At 71.7% G+C, this 19,093-nt stretch carries 17 protein-coding genes; 12 read left to right on the forward strand and 5 right to left on the reverse strand.

All coding sequences use genetic code 11. From position 1 onward, the window contains the following. The first annotated feature begins 38 nt into the window (after positions 1 to 38). From N4G70_RS06970 to N4G70_RS06980, 3 genes are all read left to right on the forward strand, one after another. Positions 39 to 1,001 carry an electron transfer flavoprotein subunit alpha/FixB family protein gene (locus N4G70_RS06970; RefSeq protein ID WP_261711580.1) on the forward strand — a complete coding sequence of 321 codons (963 nt, stop codon included), beginning with the start codon at positions 39 to 41 and terminating at the stop codon, positions 999 to 1,001. A 173-nt stretch (positions 1,002 to 1,174) separates the two neighbouring features. Further along, complete coding sequence (locus tag N4G70_RS06975) at positions 1,175 to 2,473, forward strand: HpcH/HpaI aldolase/citrate lyase family protein (RefSeq protein ID WP_261711581.1); 1,299 nt, start codon at positions 1,175 to 1,177, stop codon at positions 2,471 to 2,473. Positions 2,474 to 2,562: 89 nt separating this feature from the next. Next, positions 2,563 to 4,392 (forward strand): serine/threonine protein kinase, encoded by a 1,830-nt coding sequence (locus N4G70_RS06980; RefSeq protein WP_261711582.1) that lies wholly within the window; start codon positions 2,563 to 2,565, stop codon positions 4,390 to 4,392. Positions 4,393 to 4,879: 487 nt separating this feature from the next. Here the strand turns inward: N4G70_RS06980 and N4G70_RS06985 are convergent, their stop codons facing one another. Then, positions 4,880 to 5,917: a LacI family DNA-binding transcriptional regulator gene (locus N4G70_RS06985; protein ID WP_261712057.1), complete on the reverse strand. Its 1,038-nt coding sequence runs from the start codon at positions 5,915 to 5,917 to the stop codon at positions 4,880 to 4,882. A 158-nt stretch (positions 5,918 to 6,075) separates the two neighbouring features. Here N4G70_RS06985 and N4G70_RS06990 point away from each other — a divergent pair, with 158 nt between their 5' ends. The 7 genes from N4G70_RS06990 to N4G70_RS07020 all read left to right on the forward strand — a co-directional run bounded on the left by N4G70_RS06990 (position 6,076) and on the right by N4G70_RS07020 (position 13,382). After that, positions 6,076 to 7,032, forward strand: a complete 957-nt coding sequence (locus tag N4G70_RS06990) for an ROK family protein (protein WP_261711583.1) — start codon at positions 6,076 to 6,078, stop codon at positions 7,030 to 7,032. A 373-nt stretch (positions 7,033 to 7,405) separates the two neighbouring features. Next, positions 7,406 to 8,701, forward strand: a complete 1,296-nt coding sequence (locus tag N4G70_RS06995) for an ABC transporter substrate-binding protein (protein WP_261711584.1) — start codon at positions 7,406 to 7,408, stop codon at positions 8,699 to 8,701. Positions 8,702 to 8,834: 133 nt separating this feature from the next. Further along, the gene (locus tag N4G70_RS07000; RefSeq protein WP_261712058.1) at positions 8,835 to 9,749 is read left to right on the forward strand and encodes a carbohydrate ABC transporter permease; all 915 of its coding nucleotides are present in this window, start codon (positions 8,835 to 8,837) and stop codon (positions 9,747 to 9,749) included. Beyond that, positions 9,746 to 10,663, forward strand: a complete 918-nt coding sequence (locus N4G70_RS07005; protein ID WP_261711585.1) for a carbohydrate ABC transporter permease — start codon at positions 9,746 to 9,748, stop codon at positions 10,661 to 10,663. The genes N4G70_RS07000 and N4G70_RS07005 overlap by 4 nt, the downstream gene beginning before the upstream one ends. A 230-nt stretch (positions 10,664 to 10,893) precedes the next feature. Next, a complete protein-coding gene (locus N4G70_RS07010) occupies positions 10,894 to 11,166 on the forward strand; it encodes a hypothetical protein (protein WP_261711586.1) in 273 nt (90 codons plus the stop codon). 78 nt (positions 11,167 to 11,244) lie between these two features. After that, positions 11,245 to 12,450 (forward strand): T4 RnlA family RNA ligase, encoded by a 1,206-nt coding sequence (locus N4G70_RS07015; protein ID WP_261711587.1) that lies wholly within the window; start codon positions 11,245 to 11,247, stop codon positions 12,448 to 12,450. Between the two features lie 26 nt (positions 12,451 to 12,476). Beyond that, entirely contained in the window at positions 12,477 to 13,382 is a 906-nt protein-coding gene (locus N4G70_RS07020; protein ID WP_399034456.1) for an AAA family ATPase, read from the forward strand. Positions 13,383 to 13,508: 126 nt separating this feature from the next. Here the strand turns inward: N4G70_RS07020 and N4G70_RS07025 are convergent, their stop codons facing one another. After that, positions 13,509 to 13,685: a hypothetical protein gene (locus N4G70_RS07025; RefSeq protein WP_261711589.1), complete on the reverse strand. Its 177-nt coding sequence runs from the start codon at positions 13,683 to 13,685 to the stop codon at positions 13,509 to 13,511. Positions 13,686 to 13,927: 242 nt separating this feature from the next. Here N4G70_RS07025 and N4G70_RS07030 point away from each other — a divergent pair, with 242 nt between their 5' ends. Then, positions 13,928 to 14,968 carry an NUDIX domain-containing protein gene (locus N4G70_RS07030; protein ID WP_261711590.1) on the forward strand — a complete coding sequence of 347 codons (1,041 nt, stop codon included), beginning with the start codon at positions 13,928 to 13,930 and terminating at the stop codon, positions 14,966 to 14,968. On the opposite strand, the gene N4G70_RS07035 is transcribed toward N4G70_RS07030, so the two are convergent. Beyond that, positions 14,927 to 15,637, reverse strand: coding sequence for an MBL fold metallo-hydrolase (locus N4G70_RS07035; protein WP_261711591.1), 711 nt, complete (start codon positions 15,635 to 15,637; stop codon positions 14,927 to 14,929). The two genes, N4G70_RS07030 and N4G70_RS07035, sit on opposite strands and share 42 nt — an antisense overlap. Before the next feature lie 88 nt (positions 15,638 to 15,725). Further along, positions 15,726 to 17,090: a dipeptidase gene (locus N4G70_RS07040; RefSeq protein WP_261711592.1), complete on the reverse strand. Its 1,365-nt coding sequence runs from the start codon at positions 17,088 to 17,090 to the stop codon at positions 15,726 to 15,728. 178 nt (positions 17,091 to 17,268) lie between these two features. Here N4G70_RS07040 and N4G70_RS07045 point away from each other — a divergent pair, with 178 nt between their 5' ends. Continuing rightward, a complete protein-coding gene (locus N4G70_RS07045) occupies positions 17,269 to 18,534 on the forward strand; it encodes a geranylgeranyl reductase family protein (protein WP_261711594.1) in 1,266 nt (421 codons plus the stop codon). A gap of 84 nt (positions 18,535 to 18,618) precedes the next feature. Here N4G70_RS07045 and N4G70_RS07050 read toward each other — a convergent pair whose 3' ends face one another. After that, positions 18,619 to 19,074 carry a nitroreductase family deazaflavin-dependent oxidoreductase gene (locus N4G70_RS07050; RefSeq protein ID WP_261711595.1) on the reverse strand — a complete coding sequence of 152 codons (456 nt, stop codon included), beginning with the start codon at positions 19,072 to 19,074 and terminating at the stop codon, positions 18,619 to 18,621. Between the last annotated feature and the right edge of the window lie 19 nt (positions 19,075 to 19,093).

The following is a 19,093-nucleotide window of genomic DNA, read 5'->3' on the forward strand; positions in this document are numbered from 1 at the left end:
CCCGCCTTTTCTTCGCACGTGCAGGAGATTGAAGTCCCATGGCTGAAGTTCTGGTCTACGTCGACCACGTGGACGGCGCCGTCCGCAAGCCCACCCTCGAACTGCTGACGCTGGCCCGCCGCATCGGCGAGCCCGTCGCCGTCGCGCTCGGCGCGGGTGCCGAGAACACCGCGGCCGCGCTCGCCGAGCACGGCGCGGTCAAGGTCCTCACCGCCGACGCCCCCGAGTTCGCCGACTACCTCGTCGTGCCGAAGGTCGACGCGCTCCAGGCCGCGTACGAGGCCGTATCGCCCGTGGCCGTGCTCGTCCCGTCCTCCGCCGAGGCCAAGGAGATCGCGGCCCGCCTCGCGCTCCGCATCGGTTCCGGCGTCATCACCGACGCGGTCGACCTCGAAGCCGGCGACCAGGGTCCGGTGGCCACGCAGTCCGCGTTCGCCGCCTCCTTCACCACCAAGTCCCGTGTCTCCAAGGGCACTCCGGTCATCACGGTCAAGCCGAACTCGGCCGCCGTCGAGGCCGCCCCCGCCGCGGGCGCCGTCGAGGCCCTGTCGGTCACCTTCTCCGCGCTCGCCACCGGCACCAAGGTCACCTCGCGCACCCCGCGCGAGTCGACCGGCCGCCCCGAGCTGACCGAGGCCGCGATCGTGGTCTCCGGCGGCCGCGGCGTCAACGGCGCCGAGAACTTCGCGGTCATCGAGGCCCTCGCCGACTCCCTCGGCGCGGCCGTCGGCGCCTCGCGCGCCGCGGTGGACGCGGGCTGGTACCCGCACTCCAACCAGGTCGGCCAGACCGGCAAGTCGGTCTCGCCGCAGCTCTACATCGCCAACGGCATCTCCGGGGCCATCCAGCACCGGGCCGGCATGCAGACCTCGAAGACCATCGTGGCCGTCAACAAGGACGCCGAGGCCCCGATCTTCGACCTGGTCGACTACGGCGTGGTCGGCGACCTGTTCCAGGTCGTCCCGCAGCTCACCGAAGCGGTCCAGGCCCGCAAGGGCTGACCTGCGAGTTCTTTCCGGTCCCGGGGCCGCGTGGTGATCCTCACCGCGCGGCCCCGGGTCGTTTCGGAGACCCGCTGGTAAGCATTGACGCGGGGGAGTGGGCCGATTAACTTCGCTATACGGATTATTGATTCCGTGAAGCGGAAAAGTTTCGACCGTGTGGAGGATGCAGGATGGGTCAGCAGGAGCAGGTGGCAACGAGCCTCGCCGGCGTCGTCAGCGAGGAGATCAGTGCCTCGCTCGTCGCCGTGGACGAGGAGCTCGCCCGCCGTTACCCGGGCGACCCCGGCACCCGCCAGCCCGTCCACACCGTCTACGTGCCCGGCGACGCCTTCGACGCGGACACCCTCCGCACCTGGGGCGACCAGGCGCTGGCCGCACTCGACGAGCACGCCCCCGACGCCGCCTCCTTCGCGAAGGTGCTCGGCATCTCCGACGAACTCGCCGGGCCGGTGTACGACCGGGTGCGCGCCAAACTGACCCGCGAGCCCATCGAGGACCTGCGCGTCGACTTCGAGGACGGCTACGGGCCGCGCCCCGACGCCGAGGAGGACGCCGACGCCGCCCGCGCCGCCCGCCTCATCGCCGAAGCCTTCCGCAACGGCACCGCGGCCCCGTACATGGGCATCCGCATGAAGTGCATGGAAGCCGCCGTCCGCGACCGCGGCATCCGTACCACCGACGTCTTCCTCACCACCCTCATGCACAACGGCGGCCTGCCCGACGGTCTCGTGCTCACCCTGCCCAAGGTGACCTACCCCGAGCAGGTCACCGCCTTCGTGCGCCTGCTCAGCGCCTTCGAGAAGGCCCACGACCTGCCCGAGGGCCGGCTCGGCTTCGAGATCCAGATCGAGACCAGCCAGTCCATCCTGGCCGCCGACGGCACCGCCGCCGTGGCCAGGATGATCGACGCCGCCCAGGGCCGCGCCACCGGCCTGCACTACGGCACCTTCGACTACAGCGCCTGCGTCGGCGTCTCCGCCGCCTACCAGGCCAGCGACCACCCCGCCGCCGACCACGCCAAGGCCGTCATGCAGGTCGCCGCCGCGGGCACCGGCGTACGCGTCTCGGACGGCTCGACCAACGTGCTGCCCATCGGCTCCACCGAACACGTCCACGAGGCCTGGCGCCTGCACTACGGCCTCACCCGCCGCGCCCTGGCCCGCGCCTACTACCAGGGCTGGGACATGCACCCGGGCCACCTGCCGACCCGCTACGCCGCGGTGTACGCCTTCTACCGCGAGGGCCTGGAGCAGGCCGCCGGACGCCTCGCCGCGTACGTCGCCAAGACCGGCGGCGACGTCATGGACGAGCCCGCCACCGCCAAGGCGCTCAGCGGCTACCTGCTGCGCGGCCTGGACTGCGGCGCCCTCGACAACGCCGAGGTGGCCCGGCTCACCGGCCTGACCCGCACCGACCTCGACGCGTTCTCCTCGCCCCGCCGCGGCAGCCTCACCGTCACCGCCCCGTAGCGGAACCGGAACCGGACGCCCCCGGACGCCGTCACCCCTGCCCCGTACTCTGTACGCGACCACAATCGCCACACAGGGACGGGGCAGCGGTGTCTACGGGGGAGAGCCACGTACTGGCGGGCCGGTACCGGATCGTCGAGCAGCTCGGCCGGGGCGGCATGGGCGTCGTATGGCGTGCCCATGATGAGGTGCTGGGCCGCGAGGTCGCCGTCAAGGAACTGCGCGCCTACACCGACGCCTCCGCACCCGAACTGGGCGACCTGCGGCTGCGGATGCAGCGCGAGGCGCGTGCCGCGGCCCGGGTGCGCCACCCCTCGGTCATCGCCGTGCACGACGTCACCGAGCACGAAGGCCGCCCCGTCATCGTCATGGAACTCGTCGACGGCCCCTCCCTCGACGACGTCCTGGGCGAGCGCGGCGTCCTGGGACCGGGCGAGGCAGCGGCCATCGGCGCCAAGGTCCTCCACGCGCTGGCCGCCGCCCACCGGGTGGGCGTCCTGCACCGCGATGTGAAGCCCGGCAACGTCCTGCTCGACGCCTCGGGCCGGGTGGTCCTCACCGACTTCGGCATCGCCGCCATGGACGACCCCGGCGACGGCTCGCAGACCCACCTCACCCGCAGCGGCGAACTGGTCGGCTCCCTCGACTACTTGGCGCCCGAGCGGGCCCAGGGCCAGGACCCCGGCCCCGCCTCCGACATCTGGGCACTCGGCGCCACCCTCTACGCCGCCGTCGAGGGCGCCGCGCCGTTCCGCCGGACCTCCACCTGGTCCACGCTCAACGCCATCGTGGTCGACCCGCTGCCCCAGGCGCGCCGGGCCGGCCCGCTCGGGCCCGTCCTGCTGCGCCTGATGGACAAGGACCCGGCCCACCGTCCCGACGCCGAGACCGCGGCGCGCCTGCTCGAAGAGGTCGCGGGCACCCACGGCACCGCCACACCGGCCCCCACCGCCGTCCAGACCGTCCCGACCGCCCTGCCCGGGCCTCCCCGCGCCGCCGCCCAGCCACCGCGCAGCTCGACCGTGCGCGACGCCCTGCCCCACCGCCCCGAGGGCTTCGGCCCCGCGATGGCGGCCCATGCCCCCGGCCTCGATTCCCACCCCGCGCCCCAGGCGCCGAACGAGATCGTCCCCCCAACACCCGCCCCAGGCACCGGACTTGAGCCGCACCCCGCGCCCCACACCCCGCAAGCCTTCGGCCCGGTGATCACGAATGCCCCCGAGCCACGACCGGCCGGCGGACAGAACCGGGGCCGGGTGCTGGTGGCGGCCGGGGTCGCCGCCGTCGTCCTCGTCGGAGCCGGAGTCGGGTATGCGCTGCTCGACCGGAAGGACACCTCCGGCGACGGCCGGCAGGCCGTGGGGGCGGCGCGGAGCGGGACCCCGGGCGCCTCGGAGGAGCCGGGCGACGCCGCACGGCTCGGCGGCGCGGCCGACGCCTCCGCGGCATCCCCGAAGGCGTCACCGCCGAACTCGTCGCCGAGCACCGGCGCGAAGCCCTCCGCGACGGGAGGCCCCGCCAAGGGCGACGACCAGAAGGGCACGGCCGGCAAGACGCCGGACGCGAAGAAGAACACCCCGAGCGCCTCCGGCCCGGCCGGCCCCGGCGGCACGGGAGGCGGGGCCGCGCCCCCGGCCGGCAGCTGCCGGCCGATCGCAGCGGGCAAGGTCAACTGCCAGGTGTGGCGCAGCGCGAAGTCCATACGCCAGGACGGCGCCGCGGCCGGCGTGCTCAATGCGGGCACCAACTACTTCTACTGCCAGACGAATCTGGGCCGCCGCGAGACGTACGGGAAGTGGACCAACACCTGGTGGGCCAGGACCGACGACGACAGCGGCAACACCAACGTCTACGTGAGCGTGGTCTACCTCAAGGGCGGCGACAACGACCAGCCGGTCCCAGGCCTAAAAACCTGCTGACCCCTGTCAGCCCCGCAAGGCCCCTGAGGCCCCGCAACCCCCAGCCCTCCCACGACCCCGCCGCCCGCGGCAGGATCTACACCCAGGGCAACCCCCAGCCCTGCCAGCCCTCCCACGACCCCGCCGCCCCCCAACCCTGCCAGCCCTCCCACGACCCCGCCGCCCCCCCGGCCCTGCCAGGGGCGCGAGGAACTGCGCGCTCAGCCCTCCACGGCGGAGGACAAAAGCGGGCCAGGGGCGCGAGGAACTGCGCGCCCAGCCCTCCACGGCGGAGGACAAAAGCGGGTCAGGGGCGCGAGGAACTGCGCGCTCAACCGTCCACGGCGGAGGACGAAGACGATCAAGGGGCGCGGGGAACTGCGCGCCCAGCCCTCCACGGCCGAGGACAAAAGCGGGCTAGGGGCGCGGGGAACTGCGCGCTCAGCCCTCCACGGCGGAGGACAAAAGCGGGTCAGGGGCGCGAGGAACTGCGCAAGCGCGGCGGACCCTAGCCGTGCGCGGGCGGCGGAACTTCGCCCGACCCGCGTTGAATCAGCACCGTGGGCAACTCGACCCGCGCCGGCGTCTCGTCGGCCCCGTCGAGCCGCCGGAACAGCAGCTCCGCCGCCGTACGGCCCAGCGTCGCCGCGTCCTGCGATATGACGGTGATGCCGAGCAGATCGGCGAGCTCGATGTCGTCGAAGCCGACCAGCGCCACCGGATGCGAGCGCCCCGCGAGGACCCGCACCGCCGTCACCGTCACCCGGTTGTTGCCCGCGAAGAGCGCCGTGACCGCGCCGGGCCCGGCCAGCATCGACTCGGCGGCCCCCCGCACCCGGTCGGGGGAGGTCGAGCCGAGCGACACCCAGGAATCCTCGACGGCCAGCCCCGCGTCGGCCATCGCCGCGTGATAGCCGCGCAGCCGCTCCGTGGCGGTGTGGATCCGCGGCTGGTCGCCGATGAAGCCGATCCGGCGGTGCCCGTGCGCGATGAGGTGGGCCACTCCCGCCCGGGCGCCGCCGAAACTGTCGGACAGGACCACGTCGGCCTCGATCTGCCCGGCCGGCCGGTCCACGAACACCGTGGCCACACCCGCCTTTATCTCGGGTTCGAGGTAGCGGTGGTCCGACCCGGCGGGGATCACGATCAGCCCGTCGACCCGTCGGGCGCAGAACGCCAGCACCAACTCCTGCTCACGATCGGCGTCCTCGGCGCTCGAACCGTTGATCAGGAGCGCCCCGTGCTCGCGGGCCACTTCCTCCACGGCGCGGCTGAGCGGCCCGTAGAACGGGTCGGCCAGGTCTTCGAGCACCAGACCGATCGAGGCGGTGCGGCCCTTGCGCAGCACCCGGGCGCTGTCGTTGCGGCGAAAGCCCAGCGCCTCGATGGCCTCCTGCACCCGCCGCTCGGTGTCCGGCGTGACGCCCGGCTCGCCGTTGACCACCCGGGACACCGTCTTGAGGCCGACACCGGCGCGCGCGGCGACGTCCTTCATCGTCGGACGGTTGCCGTAGCGGTGCTCGGGGTGGCGGGCGTTCTCGGCCACAGTGCGCTGTCCTGTCGTCGTCGGGAGCCGTCCGGCGGGGTCCGGTGCCATAACGGTGTGTGTGGCGTCGAGCATAGGCCCTGGACAACGTTGTCACATCCGGGGAGACTCTCATCTTGACCTGCTGTTACCCGTTCTCACCAGGAGATCCGACCTCGATGCACACCGACCTCGTGGCCGCGCTCGACATCGGCGGCACCAAGATCGCCGGAGCCCTGGTGGACGCCGACGGACGGCTGCTCGTCCGGACGCAGCGGCCGACTCCCGCCCACGAGGACGGCGACACGGTGATGCGCGCGGCCGAATCGGTCCTCGCCGAGCTGACCGGATCCCCTCTGTGGGAGCGTACGGGCGCCGTCGGCATCGGCAGCGCGGGACCGGTCGACGCCTCGGCGGGCACGGTCAGCCCCGTCAACATCCCCGGCTGGCGCGGCTTCCCGCTGGTCGACCGGGTGCGTGCGGTCACCGGCGGACTCGACGTCACGCTGGTCGGCGACGGCGTCGCGATGACGGCGGCCGAACACTGGCTCGGCGCCGCACGCGGTCATGACAACGCCCTGTGCATGGTGGTGTCGACCGGCGTCGGCGGCGGACTCGTCCTCGGGGGCACCCTCCACCCCGGCCCCACCGGAAACGCCGGCCACATCGGCCACATCAGCGTCGACCTCGACGGGGACGCCTGCCCCTGTGGAGCGCGCGGCTGCGTCGAGCGCATCGCCAGCGGCCCCAACATCGCCCGGCGCGCCCTGGACAACGGCTGGCGCCCCGGCCCGGACGGCGACACCTCGGCCGCCGCCGTCGCCTCGGCCGCACGCTCCGGCGACCCGGTGGCCACCGCCTCCTTCGAGCGCGCGGCCCAGGCGCTGGCCGCCGGCATCGCGGCCACCGCGACGCTCGTCGAGATCGACATCGCCGTCATCGGCGGGGGAGTGGCCGGCGCCGGCGACGTCCTGTTCACGCCCCTGCGCCGAGCCCTGCGCGAGTACGCCACGCTCTCCTTCGTCCAGCGCCTCACCGTTACGCCCGCGGTGATGGGCACGGACGCCGGTCTGGTCGGGGCGGCCGCCGCGGCGTCGGTGCGGAGGTCCGGGGAGGCGGCGGCGCTGCTGAAGTGACGGACGCGCCTCGAGCGGCCCGCTACCGCACCCTCCAGTGCTCCGACGACTGACGCAGGCCCCCAACCCCCGTTGGGCCGCGCGAGTTGACGCATCGTCATGTCCTCCCGGCCGTACGCAAGATCGGATGACACCACTCCCCACCCACCCCTCCACGCCGGCGCGCGCTTTCGGTAGGGCTTGTTGGACTCTGTTGGGTGAGAAGCGATAACGGTTGCTCGCCTTCGCGTCAAAACCCTTGACGACGTCCTGACTTGGGGGTGAGATCCAAGCCTCGCGTTTGGTTGTGTTCGGTTGCACCCCGAAGGAGGGGGACATGGCGCAGTCATCGTTCAACGGTTCTGTGGCGCCCGGCGGCGTGGCAGGACATCGGATGTCTCGGCGAAATCTTCTGCGGGGTGCGGCGATCGGCGCCGGGGCGGTCGCGCTGCCCTCGCTGCTCGCGGCGTGTGACAGCGGCCCCGGCAGTGACCCCAAGACGATCCGGCTGGGCTCGAATTCGTCGGACGCCGTCCCCAAGAAGGCGTTCGCCGACGCGTTCGCGGCGTACCAGAAACAGTCCGAGGAAGGCCGCACGATCAAGGTCAACACCGTTGACCACAACAGCTTCCAGGAGAACATCAACCGCTATCTCCAGGGCAAGCCGGACGACGTCTTCATGTGGTTCGCGGGCTACCGCATGCAGTTCTTCGCGCAGAAGGGACTGCTCTACGACATCAGCGACATCTGGCAGGGTTTCCAGGGTTTCTCCGACGCGCTCAAGGCGCAGTCGACCGGCGCGGACGGCAAGCAGTACTTCGTGCCGTACTACTACTACCCGTGGGCGGTCTTCCACCGCGCGAGCCTCTTCCAGGAGCACGGCTACACCGCGCCGAAGACCTTCGACCAGTACGTCGATCTCGCCCGGCAGATGCGCAAGGACAAGCTCGATCCCATCGCGTTCGGCGACAAGGACGGCTGGCCCGCCATGGGCACCTTCGACTATCTCAACATGCGCAGTAACGGATACGACTTCCACAAGAGCCTGATGGCCGGCAAGGAGGCGTGGACCGACAAGCGGGTCCGGAACGTCTTCGACAGCTGGCGCCGCATCCTTCCGTACTGCCAGCAGGGCGCCAACGGGCGTACCTGGCAGGAGGCCGCGCAGAGCCTGCAGAAGAAGCAGTCGGGCATGGCGGTGTTCGGACTCCCGCACGTGGGCCAGCAGTTCCCCGCGGCCGACCAGGCGGACATCGCGTTCTTCCCGTTCCCGGAGATGGATCCGCAGTACGGACAGGACGCGGTGGAGGCGCCCATCGACGGTTTCCTCCTCGCCAAGAACGCCAAGGAGCTGAAGAACAAGCAGTCCATGGAGAGCGCGAAGGACCTGCTCAAGTGGCTCGCCACGCCCCGGGCGGAGGATGTCTACCTGGCCGGTGACCCGAACAACATCGCGGTCAACTCCGGGGCGGACACCTCGAAGTACAGCCCGTTGCAGAAGAAGGCCGTCGAGCTGGTCTCCGGGGCCAAGCAGATCTCGCAGTTCCTGGACCGCGACACCCGCCCCGACTTCGCGTCCACGGTGATGATCCCGGCCATCCAGAAGTTCATCGGCAACCCGAACGACGTGGACGGCCTCGTGAACGACATCGAGCGGCAGAAGAAGAGCATCTTCGCGTCCGAGGGCTGACGGTCTCGTCCGCCGGCCTTCCGGGTGCTGACGGCCCCACCCGCCGGCCATTCGTCCGGTGGCTGCCGGCTCTCCTCGCGTCACCCACCCCGCTCAACTCCCTTGCTACCGCCCCTACTTGGAGTACATCGCCGTGGCGCTCATCACCGCGCGGCGCGGAGGACGACGAGGTCCCCGGCGGTTCGCCGCCCGTGACCTCGTCGTCCTCGGCGTGCTGCTAGGCCTGCCCGTCCTGCTCGACCTCGCCATCGTGTGGGGCCCGACCCTCGCCTCCGTCGTCCTGTCCTTCACGAGCTGGGACGGCATCGGGGACGTGAAGTGGGTGGGCACCCGGAACTACACCGACCTCTTCACCGGCTACCCGCCGTTCTGGCCGGCGGTCCGGCACAACCTGATGTGGCTGGGCGTACTCGGCCTGGTGGCAACGCCGTTCGGGCTGCTGCTCGCCGTCCTCATCGACCGGGGCGTACGGTTCAGCCGCTTCTACCAGTCGACGCTGTACATGCCGGTCGTGCTGTCGCTCGCCGTCGTCGGGTTCATCGCCCAGCTGGTCTTCTCGCGCGACCAGGGAGCGCTCAACGCCGTGCTCGGCAACCGCAGCGATCCGACCGACTGGCTCGGCGATCCGGACCTGAACATCTGGATGATCCTGCTGGCCGCGGCCTGGCGGCACACCGGCTACGTGATGATCCTGTACCTCGCGGGACTCAAGGCGGTGGACCCCACCCTGAAGGAGGCCGCGGCCATCGACGGCGCGAGCGAGCGCCAGACCTTCTTCCGGGTCGTCCTGCCCACCCTGCGCCCCGTCAACGTCATCGTGGGCGTCATCACGGTGATCGAGTCGCTGCGCGCGTTCGACATCGTGTACGCCGTCAACCACGGGCGCAACGGCCTGGAAGTGCTCTCGGTGCTCGTCACCGACAACATCATCGGCGAGGCCAGCCGCATCGGCTTCGGCTCGGCGATCGCCGTGGTGCTGCTGACCGTCTCCCTCGGGTTCGTCATCACGTACCTGGTCCAGGAGATCCGAGGGGAGAAGAACCGATGACCACCGACACCGCGCCCGCGACCGCCGCCCCGGCCGCGACCCCGGCCACCCGCGGACGCCGGGTGCGACCGGGCCGCCTCGGCGTGCACGCCTTCCTCATGGCGGTCTCGCTGGCCTTCCTCGCGCCGCTGCTGCTCGCCGTCTACGCCTCCCTGCGCCCGTACGAGGAGACCTCGCGCGACGGCTACTTCTCCCTGCCCGAACACCTCTCCTTCGACTACTACCAACAGGCGTTCTCCGACGCGGGCATGACCAAGTACTTCGTCAACACCCTGATCATCGCGGTGCCGGGCGTGGTGATCGTGCTGTTCCTGGCGGCTTTCGTCGCCTTCGCCGTCTCGCGCCTTCGCCTGCGGGGCGGAATGCTCCTGCTGATGCTGTTCACGGCGGGCAACCTGCTGCCCCAGCAGGTCATCGTGACCCCGCTGTACGTGGTCTTCAACCGCATCCCGCTGCCCTACTGGATGTCCGACTCGATGACGATGTTCGACTCTTACTGGGCCGTCATCGCCGTCCAGGTGGGCTTCCAGCTCGGGTTCTGCGTCTTCGTGCTCGCCAACTTCATGCGCACCCTGCCGCAGGAGATCCTGGAGGCGGCCATCGTCGACGGCGCCGGCGTATGGACGCAGTACTGGCGCATCACCCTGCCCCTGTGCCGCCCGGCCCTCGCGGCGCTGGCGACGCTCCAGTTCACCTGGATGTACAACGACTTCCTGTGGGCCCTGGTCTTCATGTCCGACGGCGACAAACTCCCCATCACCTCGGCCCTGAACAACCTGCGCGGCCAATTTTTCACCGACTACAACCTGCTGGCGGCCGGCTCGGTGATCGTCGCGCTCCCGACACTGATCGTCTTCCTGCTGCTGCAACGCCACTTCATCGCGGGGCTCACGCTGGGGTCGAGCAAGGGGTGAACTCGCCCTCCGGGCACGGGCGTTCCGGTCCGGCTCGTTCCTCCGGCGAGCCGGACACGGCCCGCCCACCACCGCGCGTCCACGCCCCCTCCACCACGACCCCACCACCCCTCAAGGCGATCGCCCCATGGTCTGCGGCCTCAAGCAGACCTCGTCCGCTCCGCCCGGCCGTGCGGCCCGTACTGGGTACGCGGGGCCGGGGGGTGGCGGCCCGGCACCGGGAGAGCGCCATGACCGTCGAACTGCACGTCGCCACCGCCCTGTTGCACGACATCGACCCGGTACGCAATCCGCTGCCGGGGCGCGAGGTCGCCCGGCGGCAGAGTCCCGTGGATCCCATGGTCACCATCGTGGACCTGGAGCCCACGGACGCCCCCGAGGGCGCCGCGCTCGTGGACCCCATCTTCCGGCGCGCCGGATTCCACGACATCCGCATCACCGAGATCCGCTGGTACGACCGGGACGGCTACTTCATCGCGCCCAGCGTCCCGCTCGCGGCGTAGAGGGAACCGAAATCCGCTGGCCACAGGGGGAGCGGACCGGCCAAGCTGCTGGTGACAGCCCACCTTTCTGGAGCAGCAGTGATCGACCTCGACCGCATCGTTTCGCCCGCCGGCCTGGCCACCGCCATGGACGCGGGACACGTCGTCCGCAAGACGCACCCCGAACTGCCGCTGTCCATCTACTCGTACAGCAGGTCGTGCCAGTACGCACAGGCGTGGGACGCGGTCACCACGCGCTGCCGCGGGCTCGTCGTCGACGAGGTGAGCGGGACGGTCGTCGCGCACTGCCTGCCGAAGTTCTTCAACGTCGGTGAGCACGGCCACGGCCGCCCCTATGCGCCGCCGCTGCCCGACGAGCCGTTCGAGGTGTACGACAAGGTCGACGGCTCGCTCGGCATCGTCTTCCACTACGAGGGGCGCTGGCGCGTCGCCTCCCGCGGCTCGTTCACCTCCGAACAGGCCACCTGGGCGAGCGCCTGGCTGGACGGCCGGGACACCGCGAAGCTGCGCCCCGGCGTCACCTACCTCGCCGAGATCCTCTACCCGCAGAACCGGATCGTCGTCGACTACGGCGGCCGCCGCGACCTCGTGCTCCTGGCCGCGTACGACGCGATGGGGCGTGAGATCGAGCTGTCCCGGGCCGCCGCCGACTGGGCGGCGGTCGGGTCCGTGGCCCGTACCTGGCCCGCGATGGCCCTCGCCGACCTCCTCAAGCGCACCGAGGGCAACGCCCACGCCGACGGCCGCGAGGCCACCGGCACCGACGCCGAGGGCTATGTCATCCGGTACGCCTCCGGGCTCCGGGTCAAGGCCAAGATCAGCGAGTACGTCCGGCTGCACAAGGTGCTCACCGGCATCACCGAACGCGACATCTGGCGCTTCCTCGGCATCCGCCGCTTCGCCGGGCGTGACCTCCGGCAGGTCGCGCAGGCGCTGGGCTGCGGCCCGGGTGAGATCGCCGAACTCACCGCGGACGGCGCCGACCCGCTGGAGGCCCTGCTCCAGCAGGTTCCCGACGAGTTCGACGCCTGGGTACGGTCGGTGGTGGCGCGCCTGGACGCCCAGGCCGCCGAACGGGCCGGGACGGCCGCCGAGGGGTTCGGTGAGCTCGCGCATCTCGCCGAGGACCGGGGCGCCTTCGCGCGGGGCGCGCAGAGGATCGCGGACCGTACCGTACGGGCGGCCGTCTTCCAGCTCCTCGACGGCCGCGACATCGACCTGATGATCTGGCGGTCCGTCAAGCCGACGGCCGCCGACCCCTTCACGAACGACGAAGAAAGCTGAACCACGCCATGCCCACCGTCCACGTCATGACCGGACTGCCCGCGTCCGGCAAGACCACCGCCGCCCGCGAGCTCGTCGCGGACTCCGCCGGCCAGTGCCGCCGCGTCAACCTCGACGACCTGCGCGCCATGTTCAACGCGGCCGGCAGCCGGGGAGAGCGGTCGCACACCGCCGAGCAGAGCGTCCTCGCCGTCCAGGACGCCGCGGTGCGCGAGACGATCGCCGCCGGGTTCGACGTCGTCGTCGACAACACGCATCTGACCCCGCACATCCCCAAGCGCCTCAAGGCCGCCGTGGCCGGGCGGGCACGGTTCGCCGTACACGACTTCACGGACGTGCCCGTCGAGGAGTGCCTGCGCCGTGACGCGGCCCGCACCGACCCCGTCGGCGAGGACGTCATCCGCCTCCTCGCCGACAAGCACGCCAAGGCCGTACGCAACGGCTGGCGGCTCACCGACGCCTGGATGAACGACACCGTCGTCCTCGCGGAGGTCGAGCCCTACACCCCGGACACGTCCCTGCCGAGCGCGGTGATGTGCGACATCGACGGCACGCTCGCCATCAACCTCGACCGCAATCCGTACGACTTCACACGTTGCGAGCAGGACGGTCTCAACGGTTGCGTGCGCGACGCCCTGATCGGCTTCCGGCAGGCGCACGGCGACACCATCGTGCTGCTGTCGGGCCGGGGCGAGGAGTACCGGCCGCAGACGCGGGCCTGGCTCGCCGCGCACGACGTGCCCTACGACGAACTGTGGATGCGGCCGCCCGGCGACGGGCGCCGCGACGACCTCGTGAAGGCCGAGCTGTTCGACGCCCACGTACGCCACCGGTTCAACGTGCGGGTCAGCCTGGACGACCGGGACCGGGTCGTCGCCGTGTGGCGCCGCCTCGGGCTGCCCACCTGGCAGGTCAACTACGGTGATTTCTGAGGGAGTTCGCCTCTCGCCCGGGATATGAAGGGCCGGGGGGCCCGCTGCGGGCCGGTGTCGACCGGCGGAAACCGGACGTCGCTCCGAGCGGCCGCGCGCGCGAGCCGGCCCGGAGCGGGGCGGGCGTCAGCCCAGGGGCTCCTGCCGGGGAGGGGTGACGACGACCAGGAAGGCGTCGCTCTCCAGATCCATCACGACCTCGGCGGCGAGCCCCTCGCTCCGGCGCTCGTGGGCGAACTCCTCAGCAGGCCAGTGACCGCGCGGGCCACCCGCGGGAAAACGTTCCAGAACCGTATGACGCATGATGTCGCGCCCCCTTGTGTCTCGTGCGGCACTCGCACAACGACCTCCCCGCCGTCGGCGTTACGGCCCCCCGCGGCCGGTGCTCGAACACCCGGACGCGCCGGGGGCCGAAACGCCGGGCCCGCGCAAGCAACAGCCCGGCCACAGTTGTGTCCACGATCAAGGACGGCCCGAGCCCGTCGGGGGTTTCCGTGGCAGGGTGTTGCGGGCAGTCCACTGGGGGCTACCTATGAGGGGGAACCGTGATCGTCTGGGTCAACGGTGCGTTCGGCGCGGGCAAGTCCAGCACCGCGCGCGAGCTGATCGACCTGATCCCGAACAGCACGTTCTACGACCCCGAGGTCATCGGCGGGGCGCTGCGGCATCTGCTGCCGCAGAAACTCCTTGCGCAGGTGAGCGACTACCAGGACCTGCCGATCTGGCGGCGCCTGGTGGTGGACGGCGCCGCCGCGCTGCACGCGGAGGTCGGCGGCGTCCTGGTGGTGCCGATGACCCTGCTGCGGCAGGAGTACCGGGACGAGATCTTCGGCGGGCTCGCGGCTCGCCGGATCCCCGTACGCCATGTGCTCCTCACCCAGGACGAAACGATCCTGCGGGCGCGCATCGCGGGCCGTGTGGAGTTTCCCGACGACCCCGAGGCCGACGAGCAGCGCGTCCGCAAATGGGCCTATGAGCACATCGAGGTGTTCCGGCGCGCGCTGGAATGGCTCGCCGTCGACGCGTACATGGTCGACAACGGGACGCTCACCGCGCGCGAGACCGCCGGGCGAATAGCCGACGCGGTCCGCTCCGGAGCGGCCCGCGCCTGCGAGATCGTGCAGACCCCCGAGCCCACCGCCGAGACGCTCGCCGCCGGGGTGCTGCTCTTCGACGAGGAGGACCGGGTGCTGCTCGTCGACCCCACCTACAAGCCCGGCTGGGAGTTCCCCGGTGGTGTCGTCGAGCGCGGCGAGGCCCCGGCCAGGGCCGGTGTCCGCGAGGTCGAGGAGGAGCTGGGCGTACGGCTCGACCGCGTCCCGAAGCTTCTCGTGATCGACTGGGAGCCGCCGAGACCGCCCGGTTTCGGTGGTCTGCGGCTGCTGTTCGACGGCGGCCGCCTGGAGAGCGCGCGGGCGCACGAGGTTCTGCTGCCCGGCGCCGAACTGCGCGGCTGGCGCTTCGTCAGCGAACAGGAAGCGGCCCACCTGCTGCCGCCCGCCCGCTTCGAGCGGCTGCGCTGGGCGCTGCGGGCGCGGGAACAGTCAACCGTGCTCAACCTGGAGGCCGGAGTCCCGGTCGGCTGAGGCCTTCATGACGGCCACCGCGTCCTTGGTGAGCGGGTCGCCGTGCCCGAAGCAGACGGTGTGCGCGCCGAGTTCGGCGAGGCGGCGGAACGAGGCGAGCGCACGCTCCCGGTCGGTGTTGAAGACACCCAGCATCACCTGGCCGACCCCGGCCACGCTGTCACCCGTGAACAGCACGCCGTGGCGCGGCAGATGGACCGCCATCGAGCCGTCGGTGTGACCGGGGGAGTGGACGACGACCGCGCCGTCACCGAAGCCCAGCGCGTCCCCGTCGCCCACCTCGCGGTCCACCCGGGTCGGCGGGGCCTGAGGCACCGTCAGACCCAGCTCGTACAGCGGGACTTCCCACTCCAGGAGCACCGGCTCGGCCAACGGGGCCTCGCCCCGGATCACCGGGGCGTCGAGCCGGTGCGCGATCACCTCGGCGCCGTACCGGCCGGCCAGCTCGCCGGCCGCGCCGTAGTGGTCGCGGTGGCAGTGGGTGATCACGATGCGGCGGATCGCGGCCGGATCGAGCCCGAGTCCGCGCACCGCCTCCTCGATCGGCGCCGCCGCGTCCACATGACCCGCGTCGATGAGCGTCAACTCGTCCTCGTCGCGCCACAGATACGCCTGGCCGATCGGGAAGCGGAACATGTGCAGCCGGGGAGTGATGTCTAGGAGATCCATGGAGCGAACGTACGTCGAGGACGCGGCCCGCCCCATGGATCTACGCTCTGGGCGATGTCCGCCGAGCGCTTAACCTCTCCCGGTTCGCTCAACCACGCTTCGACTGCGCGTAGTTGACCAGGAAGTGGGCCTCCGCGACCGAGAGGCGCTCCAGCTCCTGGGGCGACACGCTCTCGTTCACCGCGTGGATCTGCGCCTCGGGCTCGCTGAGGCCGATCAGCAGGATCTCGGCCTGCGGGTAGAGCGCGGCCAGCGTGTTGCACAGCGGGATCGAGCCGCCCATGCCCGAGGACTGCATCTCCTCACCCGGGTAGGCCACCGCCATCGCCTCGGCCATCGAGGTGTACGCCGGGCTGTTGACGTCCGCGCGGAACGGCTGGCCCTGGCCGACCTGCTCCAGGGTGACCCGGGCGTTCCACGGGACGTGCTTCTCGATGTGCGCGTAGAGCAGCTTGGTCGCCTCGGCCGCGTCCTGACCGGGCGGAATCCGCAGGCTGATCTGTGCGCGGGCGCTCGCCGGGATGGACGGCGTCGCACCGGCCACCGGGTGGCAGTCGATGCCGACGACCGTGACGGCCGGGCGGGCCCAGATGCGGTCGGCGACCGTGCCGGTGCCGGGCAGCGCCACACCGTCGAGCACCTTGGCGTCCTGGCGGAACTCCTCCTCCGGGTACTGGAGGCCGTCCCACGCGGAGTCCGCGGCGAGACCCTCGACGGCCGTCTGGCCGTTCTCGTCGCGCAGCGAGTCCAGGACGCGGATGAGCGCGGCCAGCGCGTCCGGTGCCGCGCCGCCGAACTGGCCCGAGTGCAGGTTGCCCTCAAGGGTGTCGACCCGTACGCGGACCATCGTCATCCCCCGCAGCGTCGCCGTCACGGTGGGCAGGCCCACGCGGAAGTTGCCGGTGTCGCCGATGACGATCGCGTCGGCCGTGAGCAGCTCCGGGTGCGCCTCGGCGTACTGTTCGAGGCCGCCGGTGCCCTGCTCCTCCGAGCCCTCCACGATCACCTTGACGGAGACGGGCACGCCGCCGTTGGCCTTGAGGGCGCGCAGCGCGAGCAGGTGCATGATGAACCCGCCCTTGCAGTCGGCGGCCCCCCGGCCGTACCAGCGGCCGTCGCGCTCGGTCAGTTCGAACGCCGGGCTCACCCACGCCGACGCGTCCAATTGGGGCTGCACGTCGTAGTGCGCGTACAGAAGGACCGTCGGCGCGCCCACCGGGCCGGGCAGCAGTCCGTACACCGACTGCGTGCCGTCCGGGGTGTCGAGCAGCGCCACGTCCTGGAAGCCCTCGGCGCGCAGGGCGCCGGCCACCCAGTTCGCGGCGGCCTCGCACTCACTCCTGGGCGCCACCGCCTCGTCCGCCACCGACTGGAACGCGACCAGCTCCGTCAGCTCCGCCTTGGCGCGGGGCATCAGCGAGGCGATGGTCTCGGCGATCGGATTCGCGGTCATGGGCACGCTCCTCGTGGGTGCGACGTTGTAAGTACAGACACGTGTAGTGCACGTGGGTGTACGACGAAGGTATGGCCGATCCTCCCACAGCGGGCCAGCACAGGAGGGCGGGGCTACTGCCCCGTAGGATGCGGTCGTCAACACGGGCCACTGGTCGGACGGGGAGCAAAGGCACATCGTGAGCAGCGAGAACGCAGACGCCGGGACGGACGGACCGCTGGGGGAGAACCAGCGAGAGCCCGGCGCCGAGCCGGTGACCGGACCGGCCGAGGGGCCCGTCTGGGATGTCGTGGTGGTCGGCGCGGGCCCCGCGGGAGCCACCGCCGCGCACGCGGCGGCCGTCGCGGGGCGCACGGTGCTCCTCTTGGAGAAGGCCGAACTGCCCCGCTACAAGACGTGCGGCGGCGGCATCATCGGCCCCTCGCGCGACGCCCTGCCGCCCGGCTTCGAACTGCCGCTCCGGGACCGGGTGCACGCGGTGACCTTCTCCCTGAACGGGAAGCTGACGCGCACCCGCAGGTCCAGGAAGATGCTGTTCGGCCTGATCAACCGCCCCGAGTTCGACGCGGGCCTGGTCGCCGTCGCCGAGAAGGCGGGAGCGGTGGTGCGCACCGGTGTCACCGTCTCCAAGGTCGAGCAGCACGGCTCGGCCGTGCCCGACCGGCGCACCGTCGCCGTGATCCTGTCCGACGGCGAGACCGTGCTGGCCCGCGCCGTCGTCGGCGCCGACGGCAGCGCCGGCCGCATAGGGGCACATGTCGGGGTGCGCACCGAGCAGGTCGACCTCGGCCTCGAGGCCGAGATCCCCGTGCCACCGAGCGTGGCGGAGGACTGGGCGGGCCGGGTGCTCATCGACTGGGGCCCCCTGCCCGGCAGTTACGGCTGGGTCTTCCCCAAGGGCGACACCCTGACCGTCGGCGTCATCGCGACGCGAGGCGAAGGCGCCGCCACCAAGCGATACTTGGAGGACTTCATCGCCCGCCTCGGGCTCGCCGGCTTCGAACCGGCCATCTCCTCCGGGCACTTGACGCGCTGCCGCACCGACGACTCGCCGCTCTCCCGCGGCCGCGTCCTGGTCTGCGGCGACGCGGCGGGCCTGCTCGAACCGTGGACGCGGGAGGGCATCTCCTTCGCGCTGCGCTCGGGCCGGCTCGCGGGCGAGTGGGCGGTGCGCATCTCCGAATCGCAGGACGCGGTGGACGCCCGGCGCCAGGCGCTGAACTACGCGTTCGCCATCAAGGCGGGGCTCGGCGTCGAGATGGCGGTGGGCCGCCGGATGCTCAGCCTCTTCGAGAAGCGGCCGCTGCTGCTGCACGCCGCCATCACGGGTGTGCGGCCCGCGTGGAAGGCCTTCGCGGACATCACGCGCGGCGCCACGACCCTGGCCGGCCTGGTGCGCGCCCACCCGATGGCCCGCCGGGCCCTGGACGCCGTCGACCGCTGACCCGCGCCGGCGGGGCCGGAGATCTTCCGGCCCCGCCGGGTACGGGTGACCGCGCTCGCCGGGCGCCCTGCGCGAGGGGGCCGGTTACTTGGTGAGCGTGACGCGGAAGACGGGATGGTCGGGGGCGATCCGGCGCAGTTCCGCCTCGCTGGAGTCGGGCCCCACACCGTTGAAGAAGACGCCGACCTCCGCCTTCCAGCGCTTGAGGTAGGCGCGCAGCACGGCGGGCTTGTCGTCGTCGGCGACCTCCACCGCGCTGAACGCCTCGACCTTCTTGCCCAGGTGCAACTCGCCACCGCCGGCCGCCCGCATGTTGTGCGTCCACTGCACATGGCCGCGCGGGGCCACCAGATACTGCTCGCCGTCCAGCGTCAGCAGATTGACCGGGGTCCGGCGCCACTCGCCGCTCTTGCGGCCGCGGACGGCCAGGACCCGCGAGCCCCATACGCTGATCCCGCGCCGGGTGATCCAGGCGACGGACCGGTTGAGGACGTTGACCGTGAACCAGCCGGGCTTCTGGACATGTGCGGATGCGGACATGGTGTGTCTCCCTGACCCT

Source organism: Streptomyces sp. ASQP_92 (assembly GCF_025399895.1).
Lineage (GTDB): Bacteria > Actinomycetota > Actinomycetes > Streptomycetales > Streptomycetaceae > Streptomyces.

What these genes read in the sequence shown, in the direction of transcription:
- N4G70_RS06970 (WP_261711580.1), top strand. Translation starts at nt 39, where the DNA reads ATGGCTGAAGTTCTGGTCTACGTCGACCACGTGGACGGCGCCGTCCGC.
- N4G70_RS07020 (WP_399034456.1), top strand. Translation starts at nt 12,477, where the DNA reads ATGACCGGACTGCCCGCGTCCGGCAAGACCACCGCCGCCCGCGAGCTC.
- N4G70_RS06995 (WP_261711584.1), top strand. Translation starts at nt 7,406, where the DNA reads ATGTCTCGGCGAAATCTTCTGCGGGGTGCGGCGATCGGCGCCGGGGCG.
- N4G70_RS06975 (WP_261711581.1), top strand. Translation starts at nt 1,175, where the DNA reads ATGGGTCAGCAGGAGCAGGTGGCAACGAGCCTCGCCGGCGTCGTCAGC.
- N4G70_RS07005 (WP_261711585.1), top strand. Translation starts at nt 9,746, where the DNA reads ATGACCACCGACACCGCGCCCGCGACCGCCGCCCCGGCCGCGACCCCG.
- N4G70_RS07050 (WP_261711595.1), bottom strand. Translation starts at nt 19,074, where the DNA reads ATGTCCGCATCCGCACATGTCCAGAAGCCCGGCTGGTTCACGGTCAAC.
- N4G70_RS06990 (WP_261711583.1), top strand. Translation starts at nt 6,076, where the DNA reads ATGCACACCGACCTCGTGGCCGCGCTCGACATCGGCGGCACCAAGATC.
- N4G70_RS07025 (WP_261711589.1), bottom strand. Translation starts at nt 13,685, where the DNA reads ATGCGTCATACGGTTCTGGAACGTTTTCCCGCGGGTGGCCCGCGCGGT.
- N4G70_RS07040 (WP_261711592.1), bottom strand. Translation starts at nt 17,090, where the DNA reads ATGACCGCGAATCCGATCGCCGAGACCATCGCCTCGCTGATGCCCCGC.
- N4G70_RS07010 (WP_261711586.1), top strand. Translation starts at nt 10,894, where the DNA reads ATGACCGTCGAACTGCACGTCGCCACCGCCCTGTTGCACGACATCGAC.
- N4G70_RS07035 (WP_261711591.1), bottom strand. Translation starts at nt 15,637, where the DNA reads ATGGATCTCCTAGACATCACTCCCCGGCTGCACATGTTCCGCTTCCCG.